Source organism: Streptomyces sp. NTH33 (assembly GCF_003236365.1).
Classification (GTDB): domain Bacteria; phylum Actinomycetota; class Actinomycetes; order Streptomycetales; family Streptomycetaceae; genus Streptomyces.
In genome coordinates, this window is record NZ_POTZ01000044.1 from 1 (window position 1) to 20656 (window position 20656).

Below are 20656 nucleotides of genomic sequence, written 5' to 3' on the forward strand. Positions count from 1 at the left end.
GACGGGGACGGAGCCACGGGCGAGCCGGGGGACGAGGACCCGGCCCGTACGCAAGGCGACCTGCGGTTCGCCGCAGGCCAGGGCGCGGCCCAGGTCGCCGGCCGGCGGATCGCCGTCCCCGTCTACGTCCACCAGCACGATCCGGCCGGGGTGTTCGGTCTGGGCCGACCGCAGCAGTCCCCACACGACGGCGGCGGAAAGGTCGACGGCGGCGCCCGGGCCGACGGGCACCGCGCGCCGGGTGACGACCGCCAGCCGGGCCGAGCCGTCGAGGTGGTCGCGCAGCCATGCCTGGACCTCCCGCAGGACGGACTCGGCCGTCTCGTGGACGGCCTCGGGGGTGTCCGCGGTGGCAGGTGCGACCGGCAGCAGGTCGACGGAGGCGTCCGGCCCGCCCGGCTCGTCCGGCACGGCAGTCTCCCGCCAGTCGATCTGGAAGAGCCTGGGGTCGAACCGCCGGGCGTCCAGGGGCCGCAGGGCGAGATCGTCGACGGACAGCACCTCCGCCCCGCTGCCGTCGGCCACGGCCAGCGACACCCGGTGCTCACCGACCGGGCTGATCCTGACGCGCAGCTCGGAGGCGCCCGTACGCGCCAGCCGTACGCCGCCCCAGGAGAACGGCACGACGGGGCCGGATCCCGTCTCCAGCACCAGGGGATGGAGCGTGGCGTCCAGCAGGGCGGGGTGGACCTTGAAGGGTCCCGCGCCGTCGCGCAGGGCGATGTCGACGAGGAGGTCGTCACCGTGCCGCCACACCTGCCGCAGGTTGCGGAACGCCGGCCCGTACTCCAGGCCGCGCGCGGCGAGCTGGTCGTACCAGCCGCCGGGGTTCAGCGGAACCGCCCCTGCGGGCGGCCACTCGGCCGGCCCGAGGCCGCCTGCGTCGCCGGGTCCGGCCGTACGTACCACACCGGTGGCGTGCAGCTGCCATTCCTCGTCGGCGCCGCCGCGCGGGCGGCTGTGGACGCGGACGGCGCGGTGGCCGGCGGCGTCCGGGGCCGCCGCGGTGAGCTGTACGTCGATCTCACCGCGCTCCGGCACCACCAGCGGGGTGTGCAGGGTCAGCTCGTGAACCGCGTCGCCGACGCGCAGCGCCATCTCCAGCAGCGCGGTGCCCGGCACCACGACCTGGCCGAGCACGCGGTGGTCGGCGAGCCACGGCCGGGTCCGCAGCGACAGTCGTTCCGTGAGGACGGTGGCGCCGTCGGCGAGTTCCACGGTGTGGGCCGGCAGAGGCTGGTCCGCCGCGGGGTCCAGCCAGTAGCGCCGGTGCTGGAATGCGTAGGTCGGCAGTTCGACGCGGGACGCGTCGACGTCGGCGAACGACGGGGTCCAGTCCACGGCGACTCCGTGCGTCCACACCTGCGCCACCGAGGCCAGGAACCGGTCGAGGCCGCCCTCGTCCCGCCGCAGAGATCCCGTGACCATCGCGGCCGCCGTCTCGCCCGTGCGGGCCTCCAGGGTCTCCTGGACGCTCACGGTGAGCACCGGGTGCGCGCTGACCTCGACGAACGGGCCGTAGCCCTGTTCGGCCAGGGTCTCCACCGCGGACTGGAAGTGCACCGTGCGGCGCAGGTTCCGGTACCAGTACCCCACGTCCACCCGTCCCTCGCCGAGCCAGTCCCGCTCGACGGTCGAGAAGAACGGCACCTGAGCGGGCTCGGGGTGTACGTCGGCCAGCAGCCGCGCCAGTTCGTCCTCGATCCGCTCCACATGGGCGGTGTGCGAGGCGTAGTCCACCGGGATCCTGCGCGCCCGGACCCCGTCCTTCTCGCACGCGGTGAGCAGTTCGTCCAGCGCCTGGGGTTCTCCGGCGACCACCGTGGCGGCCGGGCCGTTGAGCGCCGCCACCTCCAGGCGGTCCGCCCACGGCGCCAGCCGGGACTCCGTCTCCGCAAGGGGCAGGGTCACCGACATCATCCCGCCGAGCCCGGCCAGCCCCTTGGCGACGGCCTGCGACCGCAGGGCGACCACCCGCGCCGCGTCCCTCAGCGACAGCGCGCCGGCCACGCACGCCGCCGCGATCTCGCCCTGGGAGTGCCCCACCACCGCCGAGGGTTCGACGCCGTAGGACTGCCACAGTGCCGCCAGCGACACCATGACCGCCCACGACGCCGGCTGCACCACGTCCACCCGCTCCAGCGTCGGCTCGCCCGGCACCTGCCGCAGCACGCTTTCGAGGTCCCAGTCCGTGAACTCGGCCAGGGCCACCGCGCACTCCCGCAGGCGGGCGGCGAACACGGGCGCGGTGTCCAGCAGTTCCACCGCCATGCCGGCCCACTGCGCACCCTGGCCGGGGAAGACGAACACCACGCGGTGGCCGGACTGCCGCGCTACGCCCCGCACCGAGCCCGTGGCCTGCGCGCCCTGTTCCAGCGAGTCGAGCCCGGCCACGAGGTCGTCCCGGCCGGAGGCCACGACGACGGCACGGTGTTCGAACGCGGCCCGCGCCGTGACCGTCGACCAGCCGACGTCCACCGGGCGCAGGTTCCCGTCGGACGCCACGTGCCGGCGCAGCCGTCCCGCCTGGGTCCGCAGCGCCGCCTCGGACCGCGCCGACAGCACCACCGGCACCGGCGACGAGACGTCCGGCTGGTCCCCGCCGCCGTCCTCGGCGTCCGGCGGCTGCTCGACGATCACGTGCGCGTTGGTGCCGCTCATCCCGAACGACGACACCCCGGCGCGGCGCGGCCGGTCCGTCCGCGGCCACGGCTGCCGCTCGGTCAGCAGCCCGATCGCGCCCGACGACCAGTCCACGTGGCGCGAGGGCTCCGTGACGTGCAGTGTGCGCGGCAGCACGCCGTGCCGCATGGCCATCACCGTCTTGATCACGCCGGTCACGCCCGCCGCCGCCTGGGTGTGCCCGATGTTGGACTTCACCGACCCCAGCCACAACGGCCGGTCCCGCTCCCGGCCATAGGCGGCCAGCAGCGCCTGTGCCTCGATGGGGTCGCCGAGCGCGGTTCCGGTGCCGTGCGCCTCCACCGCGTCGACGTCCGCCGGGGTCAGTCCGCCACTCGCCAGCGCGTCGCGGATCACCCGCTGCTGGGAGGGACCGTTGGGGGCGGTCAGCCCGTTGGAGGCGCCGTCCTGGTTGACGGCGGAGCCACGCACCAGCGCCAGCACCCGGTGTCCGTTGCGCCGCGCGTCCGACAACCGTTCCAGCACCAGCACGCCGACGCCCTCGGCCCACCCCGTGCCGTCGGCGGCGTCCGAGAAGGCCTTGCACCGCCCGTCGGGGGACAGCCCGCCCTGCCGGGAGAACTCCACGAACATCCCGGGCGTGGACATCACCGTCGCCCCGCCCGCCAGGGCCAGCGTGCACTCCCCCGACCGCAGCGACCGCGCTGCCAGGTGCAGCGCCACCAGCGACGACGAGCACGCGGTGTCCACGGACACCGCCGGCCCCTCGAACCCGAAGGCGTAGGCGATACGGCCGGACACCACACTCGGGGCCCCGCCGGTCAGGGCGTGTCCCCTGAAGCTCTCGGACGTCTCGTGCAGCCGGGGCACGTAGTCCTGGTCCATGACGCCGACGAAGACGGCCGTGCGGCTGCCGCGCAGGGCCCCGGGGTCGATCCCGGACCGCTCCAGTGCCTCCCACGACACTTCGAGCACCTGCCGCTGCTGCGGGTCCATCGCCCGCGCCTCACGCGGGCTGATCCGGAAGAAGTCGGCATCGAAGTCCAGGGCACCGGCCAGGAATCCGCCGGTGCGGACGTGCCCCGTGTCCGCCGGATCGAGGGTCCAGCCGCGATCCTCGGGGAACGCCGAGATGGCGTCCACCTCGTCGGCGACCAGGTGCCACAGCTCCTCGGGGGACGACACGCCACCCGGCAGCCGGCAGGCCATGCCCACGATCGCGATCGCGTCGTCGGAGGCGGAGTCCTCGGCGGCCCCGTCCCGGTCCGGGGCGCGGCCCGACAGCTCTTGGCGGAGGTGCCGTTCGAGCGCGGCCGGGGTGGGGTGGTCGAAGAGCAGTGTGGCCGGCAGGGGCAGGCCGGTGGCGTGGCGCAGCCGCCCGCTCAGCTCCACCGAGGTGACGGAGTCGAAGCCGAGCTCCTTGAACGAACGGTCGGCCGCCATCGCGTCCGAGTCGGTGTGCCCAAGCACGGCCGCCGCTTGGGAACGGATCAGGGTCCGCAGTTCCCGCTCCCCCGTGCCGGACGGTTCGGCGGCGGGCTCGATCACCGGTGCGGGCGGCTGCGGCGAGCGCGGTGCGGACCGGGGCGCGACACTCTCGCCGGTGAGCCAGTAGGGCCGTGACTGGAAGGCGTAGGTGGGCAGTTCGACGGCGCGGGCGCCGGTGCCCTCGAACACCGGCCGCCAGTCCACCGGGACGCCCTGGACGTGCAGCTCGGCCATGGACCGCAGCAACCGTCCGAGTCCGCCCTCGCCGCGGCGCAGGGTGCCCTGGACCACCGCGCCCGGCGTGCCGCCCACCGTGTCCTGCACCGGCATGGTCAGCACGGGGTGCGGGCTGACCTCCACGAACACGCCGTGCCCGGCGGCGGCCAGGGCCCGGACGGCCTCCTCCATCCGCACCCGCTCCCGCAGATTGCGGTACCAGTACTCGGCGTCGAAGGCGTCCGCGGCCAGCCGGCGGCCGGTCACCGTGGAGTAGAACGCCACGTCGGTGTCACGAGCCGTGACGTGCCGGGCGGCCCGCAGGACGTCGTCGCGGACCGGCTCGACGTGCGGCGAGTGGGAGGCGTAGTCGATCGGCACCATGCGGGCCCGCACGCCGCGGGCCTCGTACTCGGCCACCACGTCCCGCACGCTCTCGACCGGGCCGGACACGACGACCGAGTGCGGACCGTTCACCGCGCCGATCGTGACCCGGCTCTCGTCGACCTCCCCGGCGGGCAGCGCCAGCAGGGCCATCGCGCCGTGGCCGGACAGCCGGGCGGCGATGGCCCTGCTGCGCTCGACCATCAGCCGCAGGGCGTCCTCGACCGGCACGATCCCCGCCGCACAAGCCGCGGTGATCTCCCCCTGGGAATGGCCCACCACGGCGGACGGCCGGATCCCCACGGCACGCCACACCTCGGCCAGCGACACCTGCACCGCGAACAGGGCGGGCTGCATGACGTCCATGCGCCGCAGTGCGGCCTCGTCGGCGAGCGCTTCGCGCAGCGACCAGTCGACCATGCCGTCCAGCAGCCGCGCGCACTCGTCCATCCACGCGGCGAACACCGCCGACGACTCCCACAGTTCCAGGGCCATCCCGGCCCACTGCGGGCCCTGCCCGGGGAACATCCACACCACGTCCGAGACGGGTCCCGCCTCGCCCTCCACCACGTGCGGCGACGGTTCACCCGCCGCCAGGGCGGACAGTCCGGCCAGCAGCCGGGCGCGGTCCGCGGCGACGACCACGCCCCGGTGCTCCAGCACCGTGCGGGTGGTCACCGTCGCGTACGCCACGTCCAGCGGGCGCAGGTCCTTGTGGGCCTCCGCCCACTCCAGCAGCCGGCGTGCCTGGGCCCGCAGCGCCGCCTGGGTCCTGCCCGAGACGAGCACCGGCACCGGCAGATCCCCAGCGGGTGCGTCGGTTGTCTCCTCCGGCGTGGCGGGGGGTTCGGCGACCACTACGTGGCAGTTCGTACCGCCCACGCCGAAGGAGCTGACGCCCGCGAGCCGAGGGCCTTCGGGCCAGGGGCCGGACGTGTCGTTGACCCGGAGCCCCAGCCGGTCCATCGGGATCGACGGGTTGGGCTCGGCGTAGTTCAGACTCGCCGGGAGGGTGCCGTGTGCGAGGGACAGTGCGACCTTGATCAGCCCGACGATGCCCGCGGCCCCGTCGAGGTGCCCGATGTTGGTCTTCACCGAGCCGACGAGGAGGGGCTGCCCGTCGGGCCGGTCCTCGCCAAGGACCGAGCCGAGGGCCACGGCCTCCACCGGGTCTCCCGCCCTCGTTCCGGTGCCGTGCAACTCGACGTAGCGCACCTGCGCCGGTTCCACCCCGGCGCGGGCGCAGGCCTCGCGCAGCAACTCCCTTTGTGCGTCGCCGTCGGGGACGGTGAGGCCCTCGCCGCCGCCGTCGTTGTTCACCGCGCTGCCGAGCAGGACACAGTGGATCCGGTCGCCGTCGGCGACGGCGTCCGCCAGGCGTTTGAGGACGACCACTCCGCCGCCCTCGCCCCGGACGGTTCCGTTGGCGCGGGCGTCGAAGGTGTAGCAGTGGCCGTCCGGGGACAGCGCGCCGGCCCGGGCGAAGGCGAGTGCGCTGTCCGGCGTCAGGTTGAGGTGGACGCCGCCGGCCAGCACCAGCCCGGTGGCGCCCGACAGCAGGCTCTCGCACGCCAGGTGCACAGCGACCAGGGACGAGGACTGAGCCGCGTCCACGGTGAGGCTCGGTCCGCGCAGCCCGAGGTGGTGCGAGACCCGGTTGGCGATCACGCCGCGGCTCAGTCCACTCAGCGAGTGGTGAGACACCGCGTCCCCGCCGAGCCGGTGGACGAGTGCCGCGTAGTCGTCGCCGGTGGCGCCGAGGAACACCGCGGCGGAGCCGCCGCGCAGACTCTCCGGCAGCACGCCGGCGTGCTCCAGGGCGACCCAGCTCAGCTCCAGGGCCAGCCGCTGCCGGGGATCCATCGCCGCGGCCTCGCGCGGGGAAATGTCGAAGAATCCGGGGTCGAAGTCGGCCACCCGGTCGAGGAATCCGCCACGCCCCAGGCCGGCCGAGCGAAGGTCCTCCGGAACGCCGACGAGGTCCCACCGGCCCTCCGGTACGTCCCCGATCGCCTCAACGCCGTCCCGCAGCAGCCGCCAGAAGGCGCCGAGGTCGTCGGCCCCGGGAACGCGGCAGGACATGCCGACGACGGCGATCGCGCGCTCGCTCGGGCGGCTCGTGGGCATAACGTGATCCTTTCCGGTCGGTTCGTCTCCGGAGAGTCTTGTCGCGCGGAAAACTTCCGGACTCGTGAAAGCCACTGCCGCTCGACGGCGCAAGGAATTCCACAAGGCCACGGGAAGCCTGAAAGGCCGAAATTCGAGAAAAGCGCGGAAGGAAGCAACGGCTTCACACCGTCAGAATCGCGGAACAGCACCGCTGCACCCGCACGGAATCACCATATCTGGACTGCCCCCGTATTTCCGGATCGCGCAGCTCACGACCCGCCCCCGCATGATCATAAACAACGCTATCCGATGCCGTCGGCGGAAGGCAATGAACAGAGCGTCAACATCCGATCAATGCGGGGAACGGAGCGTGATCCTCCTCGTCTCGGCGCCTGCGCGTCAGACGCCCAGGCGCTCCTTTATTTCCGCAAAGAACGGGATGTGCCGGTAGTCCTTCGCGTCCGGGTCATAATCCGTGTACCGGTTGGTGAATTCCAGCAGGTTCTGCTGGACCTCTTCGGCGGACGTGGTGTGGATCCGCTGCTCGATCCGCTGGATCCTGTCGAGGAACTCGGTGAGGACGGCTGGGAGTTCGGGGCAGAGCCGGATGACGCCGCCGTGCAGTTCGATTCCGCCGTGCTCGGAGAGGTAGTTGAACAGCAGCTGTGAGGCGACAGCGTCGTAGTTGGGGCGGGGGATGCCTTCCACCGCGTAGCGCAGCAGCCGTTCGGAGAGGATGTACTCATACGCCAGTCGCGCCTCGTCGGCGGGGAGTTCTGGATCGTTCAGGCACACCAGCATCCCGGAGACGTCGACGCGCAGCTCCTCCAGTCCGGCCAGCGGCTTGAGCTTCTTGTACCGCAAGAACTCAGGAATGGGCATGTCGCCCTGCCGGTGGTGGTATTCATGCAGCCGCACCCACCACGAGGAGGCCTGTTCGACCGTGCGGTCGTCGGCGCCTCGCAGGAGGGGGAAGCTGCCCTCGGCCATCACCGCGTCGATCATCTTCCGGGTGATGCGGTTGTGCCGTTCGACGAACTTGTTGATGAAGTAGAAGATCAGGTCGTCGCCGCGCTGGATGCCGTCGATGTGGTTCTCCGGAAACAGGGCGACGACGACCCTCGACTGGAACCCCTTCGAGCTGGCGATGATGTTCACCGGCATGGTGGGGCTGGCGTACCGGGCGGCGAGGTGCGGATTGGTGGGCAGCGTCTCGTACGTCAGGTACTCCAGGGAGAGGGAGGGGAAGTACGAGGCGTCGAAGAGCGAGAAGATGTGCTGGTCGCGCTCCTCGTTGATGTGCGCCTTGACGGCTGCCAGACGGGGCTCGGACGCGTAGCCGCGCAGGTCCTCGACCAGGGCGCGGGCGATGGGCTGACGCCCCAGGTGTGGGGCGTCGGCTATGTGCTGTGCGAGCTGGTCCAGAAAGCTCTGATCGCGGAAGGAATTACGCGATCCCTTGATTTTCTCGCGCAGTTCGTCGACCTCTGCGATGACCGCGGCTGTCGGGCTGTTCGGCATGGCTCACCTTCTTCCCTCGGGATGTCCTTCGGCTGGGGCTCGGCTGCTTCTCCGGCGGGTTCGGCCGCGGCTCAGTCGCGGCCGGCGGGGGTGGCCCAGGACAGGCCGTCCGGCGAGGGGATCAGCCCGCCCTCGAACAGCGGCGTCTCCTCTTCCGCGTCCTCGCCCAGCACCGCGTGCATCTGCACCTTGGAGCTTTCGGCCATCGCTTCGCGCACCACGGAGGAACCGAGGAGCGGGGCCCAGTTGTCGTTCTTTCCGTCGGCGATGCTCTCGACCGCGGAGGCGAACTCCTCGGTCTGCGCGTGCAGGCGCCGCGCGACCGCGTCCGCGTCGCTGAGCGCGGATTCCCCGGAGGAGACACCGCCGACCAGGTCGACGAACGACTCGAGTTCGGGACGGCTGTTCCTGGTGACCTTCTTGGCCTGCCAGAAGTAGGAGTTCTCCACCTGGTGCATGTCGTAGAACGACATCAGGAATTCGTAGAAGACGCCGTACTCGCGGCGGTAGCGCGCCTCGAACTCCTTCATGGCGGCCTCCTCCTCGACCGCGCCGGCCAGCGTGCTGTTGATGGACCGGGCGGCCAGCAGCGCGCTGTAGGTGGCCAGGTGCACGCCGGAGGAGAACACCGGGTCGACGAAGCAGGCGGCGTCGCCGACGAGCATCATGCCCGGCCGCCAGAAGGCGGTGTGGTGGTACGAGTAGTCCTTGCGGACCCGGATCTGGCCGTATTGTCCTTCGGTGACGCGGCGGGCGGAGGCGAGGAAGTCCGAGATGATCGGGCATTCGTCGATCAGCGCCTGGAGGGCCTTCTCGGGATCGCCCTGCACCTTCTCGGCCATCTCCCGCCGGACCACGGCACCCACGCTGGTGAGGGTGTCGGTCAGCGGGATGTACCAGAACCAGCCGCTTTCGAACGCGGCGCACAGGATGTTGCCCCGGTTCGGCTCGGGCAGCCGCTTGCCGTTCTCGAAGTAGCCGAACAGCGCCAGGTTGCGGAAGAAGTCCGAGTACTCCCTGCGGCCGCCGATTCGCTGGTTGAGCCGGCTCTTGTTGCCGGAGGCGTCCACCACGAACCGGGCCGACACCTCATGCCGCACGCCCTGGTCGTCGGTGTAGCGCACGCCGGTGACCCGGTCGCCGTCCTCCACCACGTCCGTCACCGCGCATCCTTCGCGCACCACGGCGCCGACGCGTCGGGCGTTGCCCAGGAGGATCTTGTCGAACTTGGACCGTTCGACCTGGTAGGCGGTGGAGGTGGGGCCCGCCATGCGCGGGGAGACCGAGAAGGCGAACGTCCACGGCTCCGGGTTGGCGCCCCAGCGGAACGTGCCGCCGCGCTTGATCGTGAATCCTGCCTTGGCCAGCTCGTCCGCGACGCCGGTCAGCCGGCAGACGCCGTGGATGGTGGACGGCAGCAGGGACTCCCCGATCTGGTAGCGGGGGAAGAACTCCTTCTCCAGGACGAGGACCGAGTGCCCCCGCTTGGCCACGAGCGCGGCCAGTGTCGAGCCGCCCGGGCCGCCGCCGACGACCACGACGTCAAATGCTTCGGTATTGCTCATGTTGCGTTGCCTCCCGCTTTCTCACCGCCGGTGCCGACGGTCTGTACTGGATGTGCGCTACTGCTGGTCGAGTGATCGGAATGCCCCTTCCGCGTGGCCGGTCGCCCGTCCTGCGCGCCCCTGCCGATCAGCTGGAGCAGCGGGCCCGTCGTGAAGGTGGTGGCCAGCGCCATGAGGACGAGGACGGCATACAGCTCCTCGCCGATCAGCCCGGCGGACCTGCCGACGTCCAGGACGATGAGTTCGGTGAGCCCGCGCGTGTTCACCATGACGGCGACCAGCGCCGACTGCCGGGCGTCCAGTCCGCGCAGCCGGGCCACCCCGTAGGCGGGTACGGCCTTTCCGACGATCGCCACCAGCAGGATCACGCCCAGCAGGCCGAAGCCGTCCGCGCCGAGCGTGCCGATGTCGACGGACAGACCGGTCGTGGCGAAGAACAGCGGCAGCAGCATGCCGGACGTCTGCTCCATCGGCTTCAGCACGTCGGCGTCGGGCGCGCCGTCCCGCCGTGGCATGGCCAGCCCGGCGAGGAATCCGCCGAAGACGGCGTGGAATCCGAGGGACTCGGTGACCCACGCGCTGCCCAGGGCGAGGACCAGCGCCACCGGCACGGGGTTGCTCATGAGGGTGGCCGGCCGTTCCAGCCACCAGCGCAGCGAGGGCCGGGCGACGCCGAAGAGGAACCCGGCGAAGGCCGTCAGCAGCGCCAGGGCAGCCGGCCACGACCAGCGGGTGGCCTGCCCTGCGTCGCTGAGCACCGCCGCCAGCACCAGCCAGGCCGCCACGTCCATGAAACCGGCCGCCGCGATCGCCACGGTGCCCGCCCGCGTGCCCGCCGCGCCTCGTTCCCGCACGATGGCCGCCAGCACCGGCAGGGCGGTGATCGAGACCGCCACCGCCATGAACATCGCGAACGAGCTCTGGTCCGCGTGTGCGGGGTCCACGGCGGCGAACAGCCCGCTGCACAACTCGACGACGGCCACGGCCAGCGCCATCGGAACCAGCAGCGCCGCCGCCGCGACGCTCACCGCGGTGCGTCCCGCCTTGAAGGTGCGGAAGTCCGTCTCGTAGCCCGCCACGAACATGAACAGGACGACCGCGATCTGGGCGAGCATCGCCAGGAACGGGCGTGCCTCGGCAGGGAACAGATATCCGGACGGGTCGCCGGGGAGCCGTCCCAGCAGGGTCGGCCCCAGAGCGACGCCCGCGAGGATCTGGCCGACCACCGTGGGCTGCCCGAGCCGCCGGGCGAGCCCGCCCAGCAGCCAGGACGCCAGGACGACCAGTGCCACGCCCCCGAGGACGGTGGCGACGAGATGGCTCACGACAGCTCCCGCTCACGTCGCTCGCCGGCCTCGGCAAAGAGCCGGGCCAGGTCCGCGTCCGGGTGGCGGACGATCCGCTCCAGCAGGCGCAGATAGCCGCTCGCCAGGCTCTCCACAGTGTCCCGCGCGAACAAGTCCGTGCTGTACTCCAAGTGGCCTTCCAGCCCCGCGTCCGTCTCGCGCAGCGCCAGGCTCAGGTCGTACGTCGCGGTGCCGGCGCCGCTCGGCACCAGCTCCGCGTCCAGGCCGCCGAGGCCGCCCGTGTCCCCGCCGTCCGCGCCGGACCGGGACGGGGCCGGCACCAGGTTGAACATCACCTGGAAGACCGGGGAGTGAGCCAGGTCGGGCTCGGGCACCAGGGTGCGGGCGAGGTCGGCGAAGGGCAGGTCCTTGTGCGCCTGGGCCTCCGCCACCACCTCCCTGGTCCGCCTCAGCAGTTCGGTGAAGGCCCGCCACGGGGTCACGTCCAGGCGCATCACCAGGGCGTTGACGAAGTACCCGACGAGTTCCTCCAGTTCGGCGGCCGGCCGGTTGGTGACCGGCGAGCCGATCGCCACCTCGGGGTCGTCGGTGCGGCCGCCGAGCAGGACGGCGTAGGCCGCCAGCAGGGTCATGTACAGCGAGGCTCCGTGGTCCGCGCTGAGCTTGTGCAGCCGCTCCGCCAGGTCGGCCGGAACGGAGAACTCCACGGCCGCGCCCTGGTGGGACTTGACCGGACCGCGAGGGTAGTCGGTGCGCAGCGACAGACAACGGGGCAGCCCGGCGAGCTGCTCGCGCCAGTAGTCGCGCTGCCGGTCCAGCTCGGCGGTGTCCACCGTGCGGCGCTGCCAGCGGGCGTAGTCGGCGTACTGCACGGGCAGCGGTGCGAACTGCGGCTCGCGACCACGGCTCAGCTCCTGATAGGCCGCCATCACCTCGCGCAGGGCGATGCCCGTCGACCAGCCGTCGAAGACACCCCAGGGGCGGGTGAGCACGAGGACGTGCTCCTCCTCGGCGAGGGCCAGCAGATGGGCCCTGAGCATGTGCCGGTCCTCCGGCGCGAACGGACGCAGCCGCTCGGCCCGCAGCCACTCGCCGAGTGCGGCGTCGCCGCCGCTCGCGGAGCACGGGATCTCCAGGACGGGCACTTCGAAGCCGTCGGCGGCGTTGACGCGTTGGAGCAGGGCCCCGTCGCGGCGCACGTAACTGGTACGCAGGACCGCGTGCCGGGCCACCAGGGCGCGTACCGCGCCCGTGCAGGCGTCCCGGTCCAGCGGGCCGCGCAGCCGCACGGCCAGCTGGGCATTGTCGTGCGCGGCGGCGAGGTGCCCGGGGGTGCGCAGGAACCACAGGTCCTGCTGCGCGGTGGACAGCGGCGCCTCGTCACCCTCCTGCGCGGGGGCGGCGGGCACGAGGTCCGCGAGCGCGGGGCGCTCGTCGGCACCGGGGGCCGTCCCGGCGTCCGCCGGGACGTCGTCCGTTGTCGCGCCGCCGGCTGTGGTGCCTCGTCCGGCGGCCTCACGCCGCGGTTCCCGCCGCTCCAGCTCCTCCTCCAGGGCCGCGGCCATGTCCTCCATGGTGGCGGCCGTGAGGATGGTCTGGAGCGTCAGCTCGGCGCCCGTCTCCTTCTTGACCCGCAGGTTGAGGCGCGTGGCCAGCAGCGAGTGGCCGCCCAGGTTGAAGAAGTTGTCCTGCAGGCCGACCCGTTCGGGTCCCAGGACGGCGCCGACGAGCCGGCACAGGGTGCGCTGGGCCTCGGTGCGCGGCGCAACGTAGACCTCCTTGGCCACGTCCTCGTCGTCCGGCGCGGGCAGTGCCCGCTTGTCGACCTTGCCCTGCGGGGTGACCGGCAGCTCTTCGAGGACGACGAAGGCACCGGGAACCATGTAGTCCGGCAGCCGCTCGGACAGGTGTTTCCGCAACTCCCGGACCAGCGCCGGGGCGAGGCGGTCGATCTGCGGCGCGTTCGCCAGGCGCGGGGCCCGGTACGGGGAGCGGGCCAGGGCCCGGGGTGCCGTGCCCCGGCCGAACACCAGGTCCAGGCCGTCCGGCCGGTCCTGCGACCAGGTCGCCGCCACCTTGTAACCGAGTTCCTCGGCTTGCCGCAGTACGGCCTCCAGCTCCTGGATCTCGTCCTGGGCCCGCGTGGTGAGCCGGGCGCCCAGGGGCAGCGGCTCCACTCGGTGGAGGGGACTCCAGCGGGCGAGGGCGACGCTGACGTGCACATCGTCCGCGATCCGGGGATTGGTCAGCCCGGTGACGCCGAAGCGGTCCGGGGCGCCGGTCTCCAGCAGGGCGCGCAGCTCGGCCGGGGTGGCGCACTCCCGCCACGGGTGGTCGTCCGCCGGGGCGGCGGGGCCCTTGGTCAGCACCACGTCGTAGCGGTAGGCGAGCATCTCGTTGCCGCCGACTCCGCGCTTGATCATGATGTCGACGTCGCCCAGTTCCGCGAAGCGCTCCGGGAGCCGGGTGAAGTAGGTGGGACTGAGCAGGAGTTCAGTCTCCTGCCGGCGGCGGCGCTGCACCTGCTCGGCGAGGGTGCCGGCCGTGGCCGGGGCACCGGCGCGGCTGCGCTCGATGGCGCACACGTGCGCGGAGAACAGGTCCAGGTTCCGGATGTCGCCCAGCAGGATGCGGCCGCCCACCCGTACCAGCGGCAGGACCCGGGCGATGACCTCGTCCAGGTAGTGACGGCTGGGGAAGTACTGGGCCACGGAGTTGAGCACGACCAGGTCGAATCGCTCGCTGTCCGCCGCTGCGCCCGGCTCGGCCACCGACAGGGCGTCGCCGCGCCGCAGGGTGACGTGGGACCAGCCGCGCCGCTCCACGCCTCGGCGCACGGCGTCCAGGGCGGCTGTGGAGATGTCCACGCCGTGGACGGCCTCGCAGTGCTCCGCGTACCGGAAGAGCAGCAGCCCGGTGCCGCAGCCGATCTCCATCAGCCGCTTCGGGCGCAGCTGCCGGATGCGGGCGACCGTGCCGTCGATCCACTCGCGCATCTCGGGCTCGGGAATGGGATCCCCGGTGTAACTGCTCTGCCATCCGGCCAGGTTGAGGTCGTCGGGGACGGTCTCGCCGTCGCCGCGGGCGTACTGGTCCTCGAAGAGCCGCTGCCACTGGCCGAGGTGGTCGGCGGTCTGCTCCTCGGAGGCTGCCTCCAGCCACGTCTCGGCGGGGCGCACATAGGCGCTGAGAGTGTGGGTCTCCCCGGAGGTCCGGGGCACGACCACGGCGCTGTGCACCGAGGGATGGGCGTGCAGCACCGTCTCGATCTCGCCCGGCTCGACCCGGAACCCGCGGACCTTGACCTGGTCGTCCACCCGGCCGCGGAACTCCAGGGTGCCGTCGGGCAGTCTGCGCACCAGGTCGCCGGTGCGGTAGAGGCGGCCGTCCGGGTCGTCGCCGAAGGAGTCGCGCACGAACCGCTCGGCGGTCAGCTCCGGGTCACCGAGGTAGCCGCGGGCCACGCCGGCCCCGCCCAGGCACAGCTCGCCGATCACGCCGTCCGGCACCAGCCGCAGGTGGTCGTCGGTGACGTAAGCGGTGGTGTGCGGGACGGGCCGGCCGATGGGCACCCGGGCGTCGTCGGCGATGTCCCGCTCGATGACGTGGTAGGTGGAGGCGATGCTGTTCTCGGTCGGGCCGTAGCCGTTGACCACGGTCAGGCCGGGGTGTGCCGCGTACAGCCGACGCACGTCCCGGGCCGAGAACGTGTCGCCCACCACGGCCATGGTGCACAGCGGAAGGTCACGGCCGGACGCGGCCTCCACGAATGCCGGGAGGAACGCGGCGGACAGCAGCATCGTGGTGACGCCCGTGCGCTCCACGCAGTCCAGCAGCTGCCCGGGGTCCTTGGAGTCGCCGTCGTGCAGCACCAGCAGGCCGCCGCAGAGCAGCGGGGTGAGCACCTCCTGGGAGCCGGCGTCGAAGGAGATCGAGGAGTGGTGCAGCACCACGGTGTCCTCGTCGGCCGCGAAATAGTCGGGGTTGCGCACGAGCCGGACCACGCCGCGCTGTTCCACCAGGACGCCCTTGGGCCGGCCGGTGGACCCGGAGGTGAAGATGGCGTAGGCCAGGTGGTCCGGTGTCAGGCCCCACTCGGCGCGGGACGGGTTGTGGTCGGGCAGGGTGGCGAGCACCTGGGCCCGGTCTGCGGCGCGCTCACCGGTGTCGAGGTGGACCACCTCGGTGTCCGGGCCGAACAGCGTGTCGGGCAGCCGGGACTGGCCCAGCACGGTACGCGCTCCGGAACTGTCGAGGAGCGCGCGGATCCGCTGCTCGGGGTAGCCGGGGTCGATCGGGACGTAGGCTCCACCCGCCTTGAGGATGCCCAGGAGTCCGACGACCAGCTCCGGCGACCGGCCGGCACACAGACCGACGAGGACGTCGGGGCCGACTCCGGCGCCGCGCAGATGGTGGGCCACCCGGTTGGCGCGGGCGTTCAGCTCGGCGTAGGTCAGCCGCTGTTCGCCGTGGCGCACCGCGACGGCGTCGGGCCGCCGGGCCGCCTGTTCCTCGAACAGCTCGGCGAGGCAGGAGTCCCGCGGGTACGGAGGTCGCTCGCCCCGCGCCGTGGTCAGCAGCCGCTGCCGCTCGGCCGTGGGCAGCACGTCGATGTCGAGCGCCCGGGTGCCGTGGCCGTCGTCGGCGGCGAGCGCGTCGACGACGCCTGCGAGCGCCGTCTCCACATAGGTGAGCAGCGCCTCGGGCTCCACCGCGTCCTCGACCTGGACGGTCAGGGACAGCTCGTCCCCGAGGTCGTCGAGCGACATGCCCATCGGATAGTTGGTGCGGTCCATCACCCCGAGCCAGTGGATCCCCTGGGCCTCCAGGGACGGCGCGTCGGCGTCGTCGTGCGCGGGCTCGAAGTGCCGGAAGTTGATCGCGGCGCTGAACAGCGGGGTCTCGCTGTCAAGGCCGCTGCACCGCTGGGCCAGGCTCAGCGAGGACTGTTCCCGCGCGATCAGCTCGCGCAACCCCGCGGCCACCTCGTCGACCAGCTCCCGCACGCTCCGGCCGGCCAGCCGGACTCGCAGCGGCAGGGTGTTGATGAAGTTGCCCAGCATCCGCTCCACGCCGGGCACGCCTTGCAGGCGCCCCGACATCACGGTGCCGAACACCACGTCGTCGCGCCCGCTGCCCGCGGCCACGACCAGCGCGCACCCGGCGTGGAAGAGCCACGCCGGGCTCAGGCCGAGCCGTCCGGCCTCGGTGCGCAGCCGCCGGGTGAGGTCCGCGGGCAGCGAACGGCGCGGTTTGCGCGTCCGGCGGCCGTCGCCGCGCACGTCGGTCAGGCCGAAGGGAGCGGTCGGCTCGGTGACGTCGCCGAGGACGGTGCGGAAGTAGTCCTCCGCGTCCCCGGTGCGCAGCTGGTGCAGGGTGTGGGCGACGAAGTCGCGGTACGGCGCGGGCGGGGCGAGCAGGTCGCCGCGCCCGGCCATGTGGACCGCCAGCTCGTCGATGATCAGCCGCATCGAGGTGGCGTCCTCGATGAGGTGGTGGTAGTGCAGCAGGACGAAGCGGCGGCGTGAACCGGGCTCCGGGGCGATCCGGACCTTCAGCATCGGCGCCTGGTCCGGCGGCAGCGCGGGAGGGCTGTGCAGGAGCGCGCGGACCTGCTCCTCGGCGTTCCGGCCGCCGGTGGCCTCCCGGTTCCCAGTGAGGCTGATGTGCTCCACGGGGAGTTTCGCGGTGCGGTGCACCACCTGCACCGGCTCCGGCAGCCCTTCGGTGAGCACGGCTGTGCGCACCACGTCGTGGCGGTCGATCAGGGCCTGGAGCGCGTCGATGAACGCGGTGCACGCCGCTTCGTCGTCCGCGATGAACGCCACCGACATCACGTACGGGTCGTTCTCGGGGTCCATCAGGTGATGGAAGAGGATGCCTTCCTGCGAGGGCACCAGCGGGTAGACGTCCTGGATGCCGGGCGCACCGCCGGGAACCCGGGTCGTGAGGGCGTCGAGGTGTTCCTGGCTCAGCCGGACCAGGGGCAGCAGGTCGGGGGTGAGCCGTTCGCATCCCTCGGGGAGGAGGTTCGGCGGTACGGCGGTCCGCTCGCCGGCCGGGCCCGTCCCGGCGGCGGGTCCGCCGACCGTGGCGCTTTCGGCGTCCGCGTCGATGCGTGCCGCCAGCGCGGTCAGGGTGGGTGCGCTGAACAGGTCGCGCACGGTGAGGTCGAGGCCGGCCTCCCGCAGCCGGGCCACCAGGACCGTGACGAGCAGCGAGTGACCGCCCAGCGAGAAGAAGTTGTCGTGCGCGCTGATCTCTTCGGCCGCGAAGCCGAGCAGATCCGCCCACACCGTCGCCAGGGTCCGTTCGGTGCCGGTGGCGGGGGCGACGTACTCCCTGTCCTCGCGCTGGGTGTAGGCGTCGATGCCGGGTGCCGGGAGCGCGGCGCGGTCCAGCTTGCCGTTGGTGGTCAACGGCAGGCCCGGCAGGAACACGTACGCGCCGGGGAGCATGTACTCGGGCAGGACACGGCGTACGAACTCGTCCAGCTCGGTGCGCAGTTCGGATTCGGCCCGGTCGGCCGCGGGCACCACGTAGGCCACGAGCTGCCGGTTGCCGGGCTGGTCCTCGCGGACCAGGACCGCGCAGGAGCGCACCTCGGGGCGGGCGTTGAGCCGGGCGGAGATCTCGCCGAGTTCGATGCGGTAGCCGCGGATCTTCACCTGGTCGTCGTTGCGGCCGTGGTACTCCAGTGAGCCGTCCGGCAGCCGGCGGCCCAGGTCTCCCGTGCGGTACATGCGGGCACCCGGCGCGCCCCGGAACGGGTCGTCCAGGAAGCGCTGGGCGGTCAGCTCCGGCCGGTTCAGATAGCCGCGGGCCACGCCCGCGCCGCCCACGTACATCTCTCCGACCACACCGGTCGGCACGAGGTTCCCGTGCGGGTCGAGGACGTATACAGACAGATCGGACAGCGGTGCGCCGATCGGGCTGACCGCGCGCCCGGTGTCGGCCTCGGTGACCGCCCGGTGGGTGACATGCACGGTCGTCTCGGTGATCCCGTACATGTTGACGAGCCGGGTCGCCTCGTTGACCGGCCGCGCGAACCAGGGCCGCAACGCCGAGGTGTCCAGCGCCTCGCCGCCGAAGACCACGGTGCGCAGCCGATGCGGGGCGCAGTCCTCGCCCTGCGCCGCGATCAGCTGTGTGAAGGAGCTCGGCGTCTGGTTGAGGACGGTGACCTGCTCCTCGCACAGCAGCGTGTAGAAGTCGCGCGGGCTGCGGGCCACTTCCTCCGGGACCACCACCAGCCGGCCGCCGTGCAGCAGCGCGCCCCACATCTCCCACACGGTGAAGTCGAAGGCGAACGAGTGGAACAGCGTCCACACGTCCCGCGGCCCGAACCCGAACCGGTCCCGAGTGGTGGTGAACAGCCGGGTGACGTTGCGGTGTTCGACCATCACGCCCTTCGGCTGCCCGGTGGAACCCGACGTGTAAATGACATACGCCAGGTCGGCCGGGCCGGCGCCGGACACCGGCGGCAGGTCGTCGGCCGGCAGCCACTCCCAGCGCCCACGCACGTCCACCACCGTGGCACCGCCGGCGTCGAGTCCCTCGGGCACCGCACCGTCGACCAGCAGCACGCGCGGCGCGCTGTCCTCCAGCACATGGCCGAGCCGCTCCGCCGGTGCCGACGGATCCAGCGGCACATACGCACCACCGGCCTTCACCACCGCCAGCGCGCACACCACCAGCCACTCGCTCCGGGGCAGGCACAGAGCGACCAGCGACTCATGCCCCACACCCAGCGCCCGCAGATACCGGGCCAGCCGGTTCGCCCGCGCGTTCAGCTCCGCATAGCTCAGCGACCGGTCCTCACACCGCACCGCCACCACATCCGGCGCATCCCGCACGACCTCCTCGAACCACTCGTGCAGAGAACGCTCCGACGAGGCCGGGCCGCCGGGCAGCGCCTTCCACTCGTCCACGAGGTGGTCCAGCTCGGCCCGGTCCAGCAGTTCGAGCCGGGACATGCGTTCCTGCGGCGCGTCGGCGATGGAGATGAGGAGCGTGGTGAAGTGGCTTACGAAGCGCTGGATGGTCTCCCGGTCGAACAGGGCGGTGCTGTACTCCACGGCCCCGGCCAGCCCGTCCGGGGTCTCCCGCAGGTCGAGCGTGAGGTCGAACTTGGCGATGCTGAAGTCGGCGTCGACGGGCGTGACCTCAAGTCCGCCCAGGGTGAGCCGGGGCTGCGCCTGTTCCTCCTGGAGCACGAGCACCGTCTGGAACACCGGCGAGTGGCTGAGGCCGCGCTCCACCTGGAGGGCGTCCACCACGGCCTCGAACGGCACGTCCTGGTGGTCGTAGGCCTCCAGCGCAGTCCGCTTCACGCGGGCCAGGAGTTCGGGGAACGTGGGGTCGCCGGACAGGTCGTTGCGCATGACGAGGGTGTTGGCGAACAGGCCGATCAGCCCCTCCACCTCGGCCCGGTTGCGGTTGGCCACCACGGTGCCGACGGCGATGTCGGTCTGGTGGGTGTAGCGGTGCAGTACGACGGAGTAGGCGGCCAGCAGCGTCATGTACAGGGTGACGTCGTGCCGTTCGCTGATCTCCCGGAGCCGGTCGAGGAGTTCCCGGGAACACTGGAAGAACTCGCGGGTGCCGTCGTAGCCGCGCACCGGCGGGCGGGGCCGGTCAGTGGGCAGGGTCAGCCCCTCGTCCACCCCGGCGAGCTGCCGCTTCCAGTACTCGACCTGGCGGGTCTGCACCTCGCCCGCCAGCCACTGGCGCTGCCAGTGCGCGAAGTCGGCGTACTGCACCGGCAGCGGCTCCAGCGTCGCCTCCCGACCCTGGCGGCAGGCCTTGTACAGCTCGGTCACCTCGCGGAAGAACACCCCGACCGACCAGCCGTCCGACACCGTGTGGTGCATCGTCACCATCAGGACGTGCTCGGTCCCGCTCTGCCGCAGCAGCAGCGCCCTGATCAGCGAGTCGCGTGCCAGGTCGAAGGGCGCCAGCATCTCCTGCTGGCAGATGCGGAGCACGTCCTGCGGGTCGGCGACGTCCTGCTCGCGCACGGTGAAGCCGGAGCCGTCGTCGACGCACTGGTGGGGGACGCCGTCACGGTCCTCGAAACGCGTGCGCAACGCCTCGTGCCGCAGCACGAGTTCCTTCAGCGCGCGGCGCAGCGCGGCGCGGTCGAGCGGTCCGTGCAGCCGCATCGCCATCGGGATGTTGTAGTGGGCACTGGTGCCCTCCAGCTGGGCGAGGAACCACAGCCTCTGCTGGGCGAAGGAGAGCGGGAGCGGCTGGTCCGGGGACCGGGGCACGCGCGGGATGATGTCCAGCGCGGAGAGGTCGACGCCCTGCCTGCGCAGCAGCGCGATCACGGCGCGCTGCCGCTTGGGCGGCATGGCCTGGATCTTCCGGACCAGCTCCTGCCCGCTCTCCTGGTGCGGAGTGCTCATCATCGGCCTCTCT

5 protein-coding genes are annotated in these 20656 nt (G+C 72.3%); all 5 read right to left on the reverse strand.

Going from position 1 to position 20656, the window contains the following annotated elements; genetic code table 11:
* Positions 1 to 6858, reverse strand: a 6858-nt coding sequence (locus C1I97_RS07020) for a type I polyketide synthase (RefSeq protein WP_111002358.1), incomplete at its 3' end; no start/stop codon positions are given.
* Positions 6859 to 7239: 381 nt separating this feature from the next.
* A complete protein-coding gene (locus tag C1I97_RS07025) occupies positions 7240 to 8361 on the reverse strand; it encodes a DUF6421 family protein (protein WP_111002359.1) in 1122 nt (373 codons plus the stop codon).
* Positions 8362 to 8432: 71 nt separating this feature from the next.
* Entirely contained in the window at positions 8433 to 9926 is a 1494-nt protein-coding gene (locus C1I97_RS07030) for a tryptophan 7-halogenase (RefSeq protein ID WP_111002360.1), read from the reverse strand.
* Entirely contained in the window at positions 9923 to 11251 is a 1329-nt protein-coding gene (locus C1I97_RS07035) for a cation:proton antiporter (protein WP_111002361.1), read from the reverse strand. Before C1I97_RS07035 ends, C1I97_RS07030 begins: the two co-directional genes overlap by 4 nt.
* Positions 11248 to 20643 (reverse strand): non-ribosomal peptide synthetase, encoded by a 9396-nt coding sequence (locus C1I97_RS07040; RefSeq protein ID WP_111002363.1) that lies wholly within the window; start codon positions 20641 to 20643, stop codon positions 11248 to 11250. Before C1I97_RS07040 ends, C1I97_RS07035 begins: the two co-directional genes overlap by 4 nt.
* Between the last annotated feature and the right edge of the window lie 13 nt (positions 20644 to 20656).